Origin of the sequence: Rahnella sp. PAMC25559, from assembly GCF_050632365.1 — a bacterium.
Taxonomy (GTDB): domain Bacteria; phylum Pseudomonadota; class Gammaproteobacteria; order Enterobacterales; family Enterobacteriaceae; genus Rahnella; species Rahnella rivi.
Map to the genome: position 1 here is coordinate 1,415,189 of NZ_CP192543.1, position 13,270 is coordinate 1,428,458.

Here is a 13,270-nt window from a genome sequence, read left to right on the forward strand (position 1 = left end):
ATCATGAGGTGGTGATGAGTTTTATCAAATAATATCACTATGTTGGCTTTGAATCTGCTGCTCACTTGACAGGTTTGTCTTCCGAAGTTGGGCAACTCGTAAGAAAGAATGATTTAGGTGATGATGTTGTTGATAAAGTACAAACAGTTAACAGTTTGTTTGAGAAAGGAGTTTGTAGTGTGGTTAAGGAAAGCATAAGGAAAGTGTTGAAAATATCTACTTTCCTGCATGGCAATGTACCTGACTGCAATCACTTAAGCTGAACATTTGAGTCGTTCGATACCTTAAGCACATCTCCCGCCCATATCATCCTTTCGCCGCGCTTTGCTGTTATCTGGTATGGCACAACCCATAATTTTAAAGTCTCTGAAAAAGCAAAGTGCTGCGGTATCGGTTGGCTAAAGTCATCATGCGCAGGGTAGATCAGGTACATTTCACCAGTCCCATCAAGATATTTTTGTCCATAGGCAAACATTTGATAGAAGTCAGATTGCGCTAGTCCATACAGTGATTTTTTTTGAGGGTTGTTATCCACCAGCTTCCATTTCGTATCCATCACCATTTTGGCTTGAACAGGTTGGCGTGATTGAATCAACAAGTCTGGGCGAAGCTTAAAGCAGTCATTAGGCCCATGCTTCACCAAGGAATAAGTGGCAGCCTGCGATTTAACTTTGAGTTGAGGTGGTAATTCGTCGGGAAGGGTTTGTGCAACAAAGGACTCAAATACCGCTTCCATAGGGAATAGGAGTGATATTGCATTGGTATTTCCCTGCAACGCACTCGGGCTCATCTCTCTCAGGATCAATTGTGCCCAAGCCAATGGCTCGTTGTAATGAGCCATACCACGCTCTAGGCGTAAGCTGCTTATATCACTCTCGATATCTCGGCTAAGTGGGATACCGTCAAAAGCAAAGCGCAGCTCGTAAAGCCAGCGTTGATTCTCAGATGAAAGTCTTAGGCTAAGTAATTTATCTAGCGCGGAATGTAAAAGCCGATTGGCTGAACAATCTGGCATGTAGTCATCATAATTGACACAAAATTTATGACGATTCACCACGTTATGCCGCAACTGCGCGGAAAGCATCAGCTTTCCCTTCATAAAAGACAGATTACCTTGCTCGCTCACATAGTCGGATCGTAAACCTTGTTTAAGCAATTGGCTGACGCTATGCAAAAACTGGTTGATAAAAATCTCGAGCAAAGGCATGTGCTGCGCCTGAAGATTGGCCTGCTGGGTTTGAATATGTCGAAACCCAGGCAGGTGACTTAGCATCGTGATGAATGTTTCTCGTGCACTCTCAGTAGTGAGGTTTTTACCAAGCTTGGGTAGTATCTCAAGTTGGAAACCGTGAGGTGTAGAAAGCATCCCCGCGTAGTTTTGCACCTGAAGCAATTTGAACCCTGAGCGTGAGGTGAGTTTGAGAAACTGGTTTCCTTGAATGCTAGTTAGGCTTAGTTCCTCCAAGTAGGCAAAGACTTCTGGATTTAATTGCTTTGCTCCAACTGGGGCTGAATTTTCACTTCCTAACAAGTCATATTCAAAAACAGAGATCACTTCACCCATGGTTTACAGCCTGCTCATCAAGAGTGGTCTGTTGGGGTTGGTAAATAGCACGGTAAGCCTGTGGCCTGTTCCAGATCTCTTGATCGAATGCTTCGAGCTCGTAAGCTGTCGATTGCTGATCATGGCGTCGTAAATCATGGTTGTTACCAAAAAGCGTTTCTAGATCGTCTGTTTTCTCAATCACGAATTGCAGACTGTCGTCTTGTTTCTGGTTGTCTGCCAGCACCAGCCTGATCTTGTTCCAGTCATCGAAAAAGTATTCCTGCAACAGTGGAATGATCTTTTTCTGGAATGCGATCTTCAATTGTTTAAACGCAGTTGCTTCATCACCGGCATCGAGTGCATTTTTTACCGGCATAAAGAACGCATGTCCTAGCGTATGTTCACGATCGTAAAGTGCTTCGATGCGGCTGTTGAGATTTTCTAACAACGACTCGAGTTCTATGCCTTTCACCTTACTTCCACTCAGCAAAGAGAGATCAGGCATCATCTCGATAAAGTCAAAGCGACGGCGCAAAGCCGTGTCCATCAGAGCTAAAGAACGATCCGCAGTGTTCATGGCACCGATGATGTCGACATTGGCGGGTACGCTGAAGTGATCACCGCTATAAGATAGTTGCAGGCTCATTGCATTGGACATACCCGCACGCTTGTCTATTTCAATGAGCGAAATCAGTTCGCCAAAGATCTTGGAGATGTTGCCGCGATTGATCTCATCAATGAAAATGGCGTAGCGATGCGCTGGATCAGCATTGGCGCGCTGACACAGGCGCATAAAGATACCCGGCTCAATAGGGTAAGAGATATTGCCACTTTCGTCTGAGCGAGCGCGGATACCTTCAATAAATTCTTCATAGCCGTAAGATTGGTGAAAAGTAACCACCGCGAATCGCTGGATGGCTTCGGCAGATTTAGGGCCGTGTTTTAGATCAGCATACAGAGAAAGCAGCTCATCCACTTGCTCTAACTGGGATTCAACCAGGAACCATTCACTATCGGCAGTTTTGTCGAAGATCGCAGGTTCTCGGCGACCTTTATAAGCAACGGTAGTTGATCCCTGAATGGTGAAGGATTGCAACGTCGCCCAGGCAGTTTGCGAAAAGTTGCTACTACGGCCATTTAGTAGCGCTTTGCGTTGGAACCACTGATGTTCTGTCATTTGGCGAACTTTGGCTCGTTTACCAAGATCGAGCAACACCAGCACTATAACCTGCATCCAGTTCAACGATTCAAGGCGAGAATCCAGCCAGGCATCGCGATCGGCCGGTACAGCATGAGAAGTGTACTCTTTCATCTTTTGCTGCAACGTGAAGGTCTTGCCAGTGCCTGGTGGACCAAAGTAGATCACGTTAGTTGGTGAATGTGAGAGGGGCTTAATTTCGGTGAACTTACTACTGGTTGTTGATGTGGTGCTGGATACTTTCTCCTGTTTTTGTTCATTATCGCGTTCACGTAGCAATTCATAGAGATGCCAAATAGCCATATTCACGTAATAAGGATCTGCATTTGGAGATTGGGCGTGTATGGCTTGCTTCAATGCATTGTTTTTCTGCAACCAATTACCGTTCAGCGCCAAACCGAGGTGGAATTTCTTATTCAGAAAATTTGCTGCTTTAGTAAACGCATTCTCATCCACTGTACTGGTGCAGGTTTCTGGCGAAAACGCGGCAAAGACACGATTTCTCAAACTCCAATACATACGCTTCAGAAGTCCGGTTTCTTTGGCCTGCTTTAGAGCATCGCCAACATATTGGTATGTTGCTTCATCCGGTTGCTGACGAATACGCTCGGTTAGTTCTCTAAGCAATGGAAGGCTCTGCTGATATTCAGCTAAAGATGGAACACCCTGACGAATACTGGCAATGCCGTTGCCACGTTCATACCAAAGCCGTTTGACCAAATCATCCGTATCAGGCCCAGCAAAAGTTGAGGTCTGCTGTAGCAAGGCCGTAAATTCGCGGTATCGCTGATCCCACTTGGAAGCTGCATAATTTTTATCTTTCGCCAGGGTATCAATCAATTCACTGATCGTCAGCTTGCCTGCTGCGACACTATCGACAAGAGTCATCGTGACTTTTCCTCTGCTGTGATATTGCTTATTCTTTGTCTAAGATGATGCGTTCTAACTGCATTGAGTTAATCCATGGGGTAGGTAGAACAACATCAGCAGCTTGCATACTTACCTAAGACTTTTTCTCGATAGGGTATCTGAATTCGTAGTATTCCTTTCGCAGTGGGAAGGTCGGTATTTCTTCGCTTCTCGGATCCCTTACAGCGCCCCATGACCACCAGGCGTCGCCAAATTCCTGCTGATACCATTCTTCTTTCACTGCCCTGTGCTGTAAATAATCTTCAGTATCACGCCCCCATACTTCGAGCGGAACGTAGTCTGAACCGTTGACATCCGTTAGTAGGAAATCGGGATGGTACTGGTCTTCCGCTGAATCATAGATCAATGGCTTGGTAAACTGGCGTCGTTCCTTAGCCAACTTTTCTTCAATAATTCCTTCGTAAGATGAATCGAGTGGGATCCATCGTTCACTCACCATCATTAAAACAACCTGACGAACACATGCGGAAAAATATACTCGGTTAGACTTGGCAGATTTTCTCTCTTCTGGCACGTCTGTAACCGCAATTGCGATAATTTTACCCCCGTGCTGCCACCATGCTACATCACGTGGAAATCTGGCTAAGGAACTTTCCCAACGTGAGTTATCGATGGTTAGATATGGCATCCCGGCAGGGGGACTGGTCTTCGTGGTTCCAACCAAAGGGAGATTGTTGCTAGCAATCAGAGCTGGAGACCATTCATTAAGTTCTGAGATGACAATCAGACGACGACTGTTTGCGCAGGCGTAACTTACAGCCTTCTTATTGGTATGCTCGTTCCCTTGTAGCAATAGAACATCGGCCAGAACTGTGCGGCCTTGTTTAATGCTACTGGCTTCTTTTTGCAACCGGGTCATGACTGTTGTAAGCCTTCTCTTGCCTTCAAGCCATGGGGCCCATTCATTTAATCCCGTGTTCTCCCAAAGTAAATGAAGTAGACCTAGCATCTTCATCTTCCCAAGGCGCTTTACTTGTTTTTTTTCCCTTGGAGGATGCATTACAGCAGGAGTTGCGCATCCAGAGTCAGTCACTGATACGCGTAACGAAAAATCCAGTCCGATACGCAGGGTCCCGTCCTCCTCTTCCATGACAGCCGATGAGGAATATGTTTTTGCACCACCATCTGTATTTAGACGCGAGTGGTAAGAGCAAGACGGTTTGTGCCTGGGGCCAGTGTTTGGGTTACGACAGAGAGTAAATGGACCGGAACCTTTGTTGCTTCTTACATATAGCTTAAGTTCCTGGGACGGATCACAGCAGCAGGTTGCAATGTAATTGTGATTATCCCAGGCTAGTTTCAACGCATGCTGAAAAAAGGAGTCTGAAGTGGATTTTTGTTGCTCTGGTGGAAAGTAATAGGGCTTTTCTTTTTCTAAAAGGTGTATGCAGACTTTGGATTGCTCTTTCCTTGGCATGGTGCTCTCCTGTTATGATTTTTTCCCAATTAATGTCTTAACGCAGTAGTCATGATTGTTCAGTTTTCCTCTATTTAAATCATAATCATAGATTTGCAATAGGCAGGTCAATAACAATAGTGCCATATAGTGGTCATGCTATGTTGATTATTTGGCGTTAAGTCAAAAGCGACGTTATGGTTCACTAGGGTTTGCAGAATAAATAGGGTTTAGATAAAACAAACCCTATTAGTCATTTTCTCAGGCAATCCGTACACTTTCAGTCATATCTGCGCCGTCCACCGCAAGGTGCAGTTTCCTCCAGAGGCGACGCTTTCCTGAGGTATCTCGGGCACCACAGTTTTGATGTCACTATTCTCATCCCCATTTTCATAGCCTTTGAACATCAGCGGCAATACGCTGAAAGCCCACCCGATTTCTGCTGCACGCTTTACCGACTTCACGTAGGTCGCAGTGAACCCTGCAATAGCCGTAAATACCGCCGCTCAGTGCATAAGAGTCGCGGGTTAATTGCAATAATCGCTGGTTATCCTTTTCTCCTGCAGAGACAGGACAATGAAGCCAGACGTAAAATCCAGCACGGGCAACTTTCAAAACCCGACACATCGCGGCGATCGATCAGATATCACGGTGATCGTTGATGAAGCGGTACTTTAATCGGGCTCTCTTGCAAAGTACCGCGCTGCCTTTTTCAGGATATCCCGCTCTTCCTCAGTGGGTTTAAGCTGCGCTTTCAGCCTGAGGATCTCCGTCCTTGCATCCAGTAAATCCTGAGCCTGATGCCCGCTTTTATGAGGTTTTACTGAACGCAGCCATTTATAAAGACGGTGTGCTGAAACACCAAGTCGTTCTGAAGCGTCGGCAACAGAATATCCCCAAGCATTCGCGGGTGTAAGAATGTTTGTCATAGGAAGCAGTATCGCCTAATGACATTGAGCCGCACGGGCAATTCAGGCGTAATTCGCCTGCCAGTTTACTTCTTCAATACTATATATTCCGGTACCGCACGCGCTGCATAATTTGGCCCCATGATAATGGCTGCCACACCACGCGCAGTACCATGACAGCACGCTGGCATGAGCATCTAGCTCGCCGATAGCCTTGCGTAGCTGGTTTAACCGGACGTCGGCCTTGACCTGGGGATCTAAGTGCGCGCATTTCATCAGTACATTCGTGGCGACGGTGTGCTGGTCATGCTCGAACCAGGGCGACTCACCGGGCATGCCAGCATGAAGCACCAATGGACAACCGCACGAGACACAGGTCCATGCGCTGCCGGGTGAGCGCATCGCATCTTTGGCTATAACAAATTGCCCGACCCTGTCGCTTGCCAGATAACACTTCAGCATGCGCATGCGGCACCTCCCGTTACGGTGTCAGGCTTTAGCGTTGGTGACAACGCCACTTCCTTACTGTAAGTACCCGTACGGCAACTGAGGCAGTAGCGTTCTCCGTGGTAGTGGCGACCACAACCAGCACATTGCCAATCACCCTTACGCACCACTGGACGTGTATCTTTCACCAGACGTCGCAGCCTCTGAATAAGGGTCAATTCATTGAGAACGACAGTTACGTAGGGGCAGTGTTCATGCCCGTTCTCAGTGAGTGCATCTGCGGTATGTTCAAACCAGGGGCGATCCGTGCCCCACTCAGGATGCAAGACCAGCGCACTTTCGCACAGATGGCAGACGTAGCGGTCGTAAGGGTATGTTTTTGCAGTGACTGCAGAGGTCAGGCGCCCACGAGAGGCATGGGCAATAAAAGATTTGGCATACATGATGTTGTTCCTTACCGCCAGACAGCACGCAGGCGAAAGCCGTCCCTGTATGGGCAGACTGGCGGGGTGTGTATGACGGAGTGATTTAGTTCAGATGGATGGGCGGTGATTTAGCGGTAAATGGCTGAGTTGGGGATTATGAGCGGGACTGGGCAATACGGTGCTGCATCCAGGTTTCCACTTCGCTTTTGAGCCAGCGGGAGCTGCGCCCGAGCTTGATGGGCTTAGGGAAAGCACCATCCTGAATAAGTTTGTAGAACCACTTATCCGTCATTTTGGTGTAGGTGGTGATGAATGCCATATCGACAAGCTCGTCGTTATGCAGGAAGGGTAAGTTATTCTGAGTTGTCATAATGACGGTCTCCATATGGAACGTTGAGAGGTATGGAGATGTGCCGTATAGGTCTGATTGACCGTTGGCACTTTCTCCTTCTCAACATCCACATGCGAGTAATAAATTACTGTCTTAACGTTTACCCCTGAGAACACCCCAGATTACGTCTGCCATCTGAATGGTCTTTGCTAAATTCTTTAGCCAGATACATCGCTCTTTCGGTTAATGCTTGGCAGTCAGTCTCAAAGTGAGGTTTATTACGATTTAAAGAATAATAACCCCCAGCAGGAATATGGATAAGCCCATGATAGTTTTTTTCATGGCAATTACGTTTAATTGCTCGGATCCAGGCGTTAATTACTATTTGATAAATGCTGTAAAAATTTATCAATGGTTCTGTTCGTCTTTTACCAGGCCAGGGATAGGCATCCTTGTTGAGTAGAAAAAGGACGTGATAGTGGTGTTTTGTTTCATCCTGATTGAGTTCTCGCACCCATACGAACCTTACCTTACAGGTCAGCGTTGTCTTACCTGCTTTTCTCTTGCGCTTGATGTCCTCTTCAATCTGGGATTTCACTGAGGCAATAAAGTTGGAAATAACATCGGGAGCGTCGTAATAGCGTGTAGGACAATCCATCCTTTCTTCTTCATCGGGGAAGCGAAGATCAAATCTGACAGCCATCACACGAGGATAGTCCGCAAGGGCTTTATCTACCGTTTCGCTGATCCTTTTGACATAGTATTCATTAGGCGTGCATTTATCTGATTTCTTCTTGTTCATTACATTGAGTCCTTAGCTGATTGAGTTCAGTTCATCGGATCTCTGGTAATTTTTTACTGAGTGTCAGCCTCTCTTGTACTGACAGTACTCAAGTGCATACAGGTAGTTATGTCGTACTAATAGCTCTATTCATACCCCTATATCTTTAGATGACTTGATGTCCATTATTAACAATACGGAGACAAGGGCGAGTGGATAAAGGCAGTTTGCAATAGTAGAAGGATTCGCCAAAATCAGGCCTCGACGAGCCTGTAAACCTGCTGAAATTACTCCCGAGTTATCGTTAAGATTTTCGAGGGATTTAGCTCATATTCCTCTTGCGTTTATGCGTTGTCTGAATGCTGTCTGAAGTGGATCAAAAAGCGTTAGGGCCTGCAGTAATTTTTAACTGAAGAACGTATAGCCTCTTTCTGTATTGCAAAGCCTAAGTTGGTTTGCCAGAACAACGATTGGAGGATTGCAAACGCAGTAATCGGCAAGAGAGGTTGTGAGCAGAGCGAAATGGCTAAGTCTTACATGCAATACAATGCCCAGTAAAAAATTACTTAAAACAGCGAAAGGTTTGGGCTGGCTGCCGTAAAGGGGTCAGAAAAGTCGAGCCTCTTTATTGTTGTGCGAGAAGGTGTATGTGATAATATATCAATGTGTTATAAAAAGTGCCGCACTAAATTGGTTTCTAAAAGTGCAGCACCTTAAGAGGTAAAAATGCCTAGTCATAACCGGATAACCGTTAATCTCCCATCCAAGTCACTCTACAGTGCGCTAAAAAAACTAGCTCTAAAGACGGAGCTCACGCTTTCTGGACTTGTGCAGAAAATCGTTATCGCCAGCCTCAGGTCTGATGCAACGGATACTTTGTTTCTGGAGGGATTACGCGCAGATACAAACACAGACGAAGTGAAGATACAAAAGCGAAATTTAACACGTATTCTCCATCACACCTTGCCGGTGCCGAAAGAAGAGTACACATCAGATAAGCTGGTTACGTTAAATGCCAGGTCAATAGTGCTACCTGATTATCAATATGCAGCTCCTGATGTAAAATTTACGAGGCATACTCAGTCTGGAACTTTGGGGGCTAATGTTAGTGATGAATTAAAAAAACTAATCCGAGAGTCACTGAAAGAGTATGTTATCAGTAGGGTGCCAATCGTCATTGGTCAGCTTGGTGGCACACCAGATATTCTTCATTTATTCGTTAAGAAAGCAGTAGTTCGGTATTATCGTGATGACCATGGCTCCATCATATTTAAAATTCGACCTGAGTTGCATGCATTACCACTTTTCATTAATGATGCGATGAATAGTCCCCTTGACCTTCTTCAGGTCAAATTTAAACAGTTCAAGGATGTAGCCGTAAATGGTTGGGGTAACGTGAAATATGAACGGTTGGTTTTAATAGATAACGCATCTACTTCTCGTTCGGGAGGGTACTTCGTTGGGGTTTCTTTATACAAGCTGGATTACATTGCGGATGAGTATAAGGATTTTCATTGCATGAATATAGTAAATAATACGGTGAAAAAATCTGTAAATTGCACGGTACATATTCATCACAGAGATGTGAAATTCAAAAAAACCTTAAAGCCTTTCGCTCCATAAATATTCAGACTTATATTATCTCCATGAGAACGGCAGCAGATTTTTCTGCCGTTTTGTAATTTTAAATCACGGAGGTTAATGTGCCAAATAAAACCGAACAAGACATCTCTGCCTTGATACAACCACTATCCTTTCTCCCTGAATACCTCTCACTTGCCATTCTCAAGCATATACATCAGTACATTCATTACGAACCAACGATTGGCATTATGGGTAAAAGCGGAGTGGGTAAATCCAGCCTCTGCAATACCTTATTCGATCCGCCACCCGCCAACGTCAGCGCAGTCAAGGGGTGTACCCGACAGGTACAGCGTTATCAACTGAGCCCTGCGCCGCATGCCTTACTCCTTGTGGACTTTCCTGGAATAGGTGAAACGCCGGAACTTGACCGCATTTATACACGGTTATATCAACACTGGCTGAGTCAACTGGACCTGATAATCTGGGTGCTGAAAGCTGATGACCGGGCGTGGAATGATGATATCCGTTGCTATAATCAATTGATTTCTCAGGGGGCAGACCCCGCCCGTTTTCTGTTCGTCCTCAACCAGGCCGATAAAATAGAGCCTTGCCGGGAATGGGATCTCGTCACTCACCAACCTTCTTTACTTCAGCAACAGCACCTGCAGGTAAAAATAGCGCAGGTCAATGCCCTGTTTTCCCCCCAGCATCCTGTTCTGGCCGTATCGGCGTCGGAGGGGTTCAATATGCTCCTTTGGGCCGAAACCTTCATTCGTGCTTTGCCGGATAGTGCCACCAGTGCGGTTACCCGTCAGCTTGAGCCTGAGTATCGTACGAACAATGTTATCAACACAGCGCAGGACAACTTTGCCCGTGGAGTTGGCCATATTTTCGATGATGCGCTCTGTGCAATGCAAACCACTGGTGTGTTGGTCCGTCAGTTTAAACGGCTTCGCCAAAGGCTGCTTTCTGCTGTCCGTGCCGTCTGGCATCTCCTGTTCTGATTTCTCACGGTCAGCAGCTCACGCGTTCGATCTGTTTCGCCGATCGAACATAAAATAATAATAGCCTTAGGCTATTGAATTGTTATTTTTGATCGTTATTATCGATAGGTTTCAACGATCGGTTTCGATTTATTGATCTTCACTAACGATTATCCCTCCTCTTTACATCCCGATACGATCCCCTCGCTGGGGAGGTCGTTTAATCCCAACATTTTCTAATTGATTATTAATAAAGGAATATTTCTCTATGTTGAAACCTTATCCGTTTCTCAAGCAAGACACCTACGCCTGGTGTTTGTCCATTGGCCTTCCAATACTCTGGGTACCCTTCGCCATTTTCTTTCCTAAAGAGATTGCCCTTGGCCTGTATATGGTGCTCTCCCTTATTTGGGTGCTGCTCGACCGACTCAGTTTGATGAAACAAGAAAAACGCGCACCTTCATTTTTATATTTCCTATTACCGATGGTTTATCTGCGACAACGTGACGAGCGTCAGGGGAAACCCTGGCGTTTGTTACAGATTTGGCTGATTTGCACCGTATTGTCAGTCGTGGCCGGTAATCATTTTAAAAAGCAGTCGGGCACCGAACAACTTGCACAGAGCGCCTGTTCTACTGTTACCCAGATCATGCAACGGCAAGGCATTGATGAACGCTGTATTCGCGTAACGGATTTAACGGAAGAGGTCAGCGGGCGTTTTTATCGGGCTCAGGCACTGATGAATACCGGTAACAAGGAGCCAATGACCATTGAAGTTAGGGGCAGGGATATTTATGTCGTATTACCCGAACTTGGGGAATAAAAATGACAGAACAATTAAAAAGTATCGTCAGCGTTCTGCTGTTAAGCACCGGGCTGTTGCTGTCATGTATGAACGCTGTCCAGGCTGAAGGTCCCCACTGTGCAAAGCCGGTCTTTTATGCGCAGACGCTCAACCATAACAAAGAAGTCGAAATCTGTATTGATACCCTGCACGTGTCTTATTCCTTTGGCAAAACCGGAGCAACAAATAAAGAGATGGATATCACTGTTCCAGCGGCCAGCACCACTTACGCGTACCAGAGCAATCAGGTCATCAGTATTCAGGAATTCACTGTTCGTAACGGAGAAACCCGCTACCAGGTATCCGCTGGATCAAACGATGAGGGTGAGCCAGTAGCTTCACTTTATGTATTTAAGGGCGCTCCGGACACCGGAAAACTGCTGGCAGAGGTAAAGCTCGACCCTCATACGGTGGTGAACAACATCAGCCACGCATTGGCGGATGACGGGGTTGCCCAGGCCAATGGCTTCTGATGCTGCATCTGGCCTATGCGCCAGAATACAAGTCGTTGTTAATAAGGAATTTTAATGATGTTTAAAACCCTGCTTACCACCCTACTACTTGCCGTCGCGCTTCCTGCGCTGGCGGATAACGCACCGTTGTCTGTCAATGCACAGGGAACTTATCTCCCGAAAGTTAATTTTCCAGTCTGGCAACTGACGCTGACCAGCCTTGAAAATGACATCACTATCCAGTCAATCACCCTGAACCGGGGTAACTGTCTGATTTCAATGTCGGGGAGGGGACAGAATGTGAACAAACGTCTGGGGTACGGTCAGACTCTGTCCTTTACCACACCCAGTAACAGCAACTTCACGCAGTGTCGTCCTCTGGAGCTAAGCGTACAAACCAGTAAAGGCGCTTTTACCTTTAACTGGAAATAACAGCTGTATTGCAGCCTGCATAAAACGGGTCCAAAACTTTCACCGACAAATACATAGCCGGTCATATATGACCGTACTGACAGGGCTGTTCCTCCTTCGGGAGGGGCGGCCTTTTCTTTTTCTAGCAGATAAGGATTTATTCATGAAATTAGCCAGCCGCTTTGGTGCGGCCAATCTCGTTCGCCGTGATCGTCCGTTAACCCGTGATGAACTTGCGCACTTTGTTCCCAGCGTATTCAGCGAAGAGAAACACGAGTCGCGCAGTGAGCGATATACGTATATCCCGACTATCTCACTTTTAGACAATCTGCAGCGTGAAGGCTTCCAGCCGTTCTTTGCCTGTCAAACCCGCGTACGTGACCCAAACAAACGCGAGCACACCAAACATATGCTTCGCCTGCGCCGCACCGGACAAATCACCGGGCATCAGGTGCCGGAAATAATCCTCCTCAATTCCCACGACGGCTCCAGCTCGTATCAGATGCTGCCGGGGCTCTTCAGGTCAGTTTGCCAAAATGGGTTGATTTGCGGTGAGAGTTTTGGGGAAGTGCGCGTGCCACATAAAGGCAACGTGGTGGAGAAGGTTATCGAGGGAGCATACGAAGTATTGGGGATATTTGATCGGGTAGAGGAGAAACGCGACGCCATGCAATCTCTGTTGTTACCGCCACCTGCACAACAAGCGCTGGCAAAGGCTGCGTTAACGTATCGCTTTGGCGAAGAGCATCAGCCAGTGACCGAATCACAAATTCTCAGCGCTCGCCGATGGCAGGATGAAAGTATCGATCTCTGGACCACTTATCAACGAATCCAGGAAAACCTGATTAAAGGTGGACTGTCGGGGCGAACGACCAAAGGTAAACGTGCCCATACTCGCGCCGTGAAAGGTATCGATGGCGATGTGAAGCTCAACCGGGCCCTTTGGGTTATGGCTGAAAACATGCTGGAACTGGCCTCCTGATCCTTCTCTTATCTATTTTTAATTTACTGAATGTCATCACGATAAGGCCGCT

Annotated in this window: 13 protein-coding genes and 1 pseudogene; 6 read left to right on the forward strand and 8 right to left on the reverse strand. The window is 46.5% G+C overall.

The annotated features are described in order from the left end of the window. Window positions 1–250: 250 nt before the first annotated feature. From ACQZQY_RS07875 to ACQZQY_RS07910, 8 genes and pseudogenes are all read right to left on the reverse strand, one after another. On the reverse strand, window positions 251–1,564 hold the full coding sequence (locus tag ACQZQY_RS07875) for an McrC family protein (RefSeq protein WP_431296883.1): 1,314 nt from the start codon (window positions 1,562–1,564) through the stop codon (window positions 251–253). Continuing rightward, window positions 1,557–3,632 (reverse strand): AAA family ATPase, encoded by a 2,076-nt coding sequence (locus ACQZQY_RS07880; protein ID WP_431296884.1) that lies wholly within the window; start codon window positions 3,630–3,632, stop codon window positions 1,557–1,559. Before ACQZQY_RS07880 ends, ACQZQY_RS07875 begins: the two co-directional genes overlap by 8 nt. A 115-nt stretch (window positions 3,633–3,747) precedes the next feature. Then, window positions 3,748–5,091: a DUF1173 family protein gene (locus ACQZQY_RS07885; RefSeq protein WP_431296885.1), complete on the reverse strand. Its 1,344-nt coding sequence runs from the start codon at window positions 5,089–5,091 to the stop codon at window positions 3,748–3,750. A 408-nt stretch (window positions 5,092–5,499) separates the two neighbouring features. Next, window positions 5,500–5,966 (reverse strand): annotated as a pseudogene (locus ACQZQY_RS07890) (transposase); the annotation flags it as partial. Between the two features lie 75 nt (window positions 5,967–6,041). Next, window positions 6,042–6,446 carry a putative zinc ribbon protein gene (locus tag ACQZQY_RS07895; protein ID WP_115631102.1) on the reverse strand — a complete coding sequence of 135 codons (405 nt, stop codon included), beginning with the start codon at window positions 6,444–6,446 and terminating at the stop codon, window positions 6,042–6,044. Then, entirely contained in the window at window positions 6,434–6,868 is a 435-nt protein-coding gene (locus ACQZQY_RS07900) for a putative zinc ribbon protein (RefSeq protein ID WP_431296886.1), read from the reverse strand. Before ACQZQY_RS07900 ends, ACQZQY_RS07895 begins: the two co-directional genes overlap by 13 nt. A gap of 136 nt (window positions 6,869–7,004) precedes the next feature. Continuing rightward, window positions 7,005–7,220, reverse strand: a complete 216-nt coding sequence (locus tag ACQZQY_RS07905) for a helix-turn-helix transcriptional regulator (RefSeq protein ID WP_411927624.1) — start codon at window positions 7,218–7,220, stop codon at window positions 7,005–7,007. Between the two features lie 121 nt (window positions 7,221–7,341). Next, on the reverse strand, window positions 7,342–7,983 hold the full coding sequence (locus ACQZQY_RS07910) for an inovirus Gp2 family protein (RefSeq protein WP_431296887.1): 642 nt from the start codon (window positions 7,981–7,983) through the stop codon (window positions 7,342–7,344). Between the two features lie 705 nt (window positions 7,984–8,688). Here ACQZQY_RS07910 and ACQZQY_RS07915 point away from each other — a divergent pair. From ACQZQY_RS07915 to ACQZQY_RS07940, 6 genes are all read left to right on the forward strand, one after another. Then, window positions 8,689–9,585: a hypothetical protein gene (locus ACQZQY_RS07915; protein ID WP_431296888.1), complete on the forward strand. Its 897-nt coding sequence runs from the start codon at window positions 8,689–8,691 to the stop codon at window positions 9,583–9,585. Between the two features lie 80 nt (window positions 9,586–9,665). Then, window positions 9,666–10,550, forward strand: coding sequence for a GTPase family protein (locus ACQZQY_RS07920; RefSeq protein ID WP_431296889.1), 885 nt, complete (start codon window positions 9,666–9,668; stop codon window positions 10,548–10,550). A 247-nt stretch (window positions 10,551–10,797) separates the two neighbouring features. Beyond that, window positions 10,798–11,352: a hypothetical protein gene (locus tag ACQZQY_RS07925; RefSeq protein ID WP_431296890.1), complete on the forward strand. Its 555-nt coding sequence runs from the start codon at window positions 10,798–10,800 to the stop codon at window positions 11,350–11,352. A 2-nt stretch (window positions 11,353–11,354) separates the two neighbouring features. Then, window positions 11,355–11,846, forward strand: coding sequence for a hypothetical protein (locus tag ACQZQY_RS07930; protein ID WP_431296891.1), 492 nt, complete (start codon window positions 11,355–11,357; stop codon window positions 11,844–11,846). 54 nt (window positions 11,847–11,900) lie between these two features. Further along, the gene (locus tag ACQZQY_RS07935; RefSeq protein WP_038400144.1) at window positions 11,901–12,257 is read left to right on the forward strand and encodes a hypothetical protein; all 357 of its coding nucleotides are present in this window, start codon (window positions 11,901–11,903) and stop codon (window positions 12,255–12,257) included. A gap of 142 nt (window positions 12,258–12,399) precedes the next feature. Next, window positions 12,400–13,218: a DUF932 domain-containing protein gene (locus ACQZQY_RS07940; RefSeq protein ID WP_112197416.1), complete on the forward strand. Its 819-nt coding sequence runs from the start codon at window positions 12,400–12,402 to the stop codon at window positions 13,216–13,218. The last annotated feature ends 52 nt before the right edge of the window (window positions 13,219–13,270 follow it).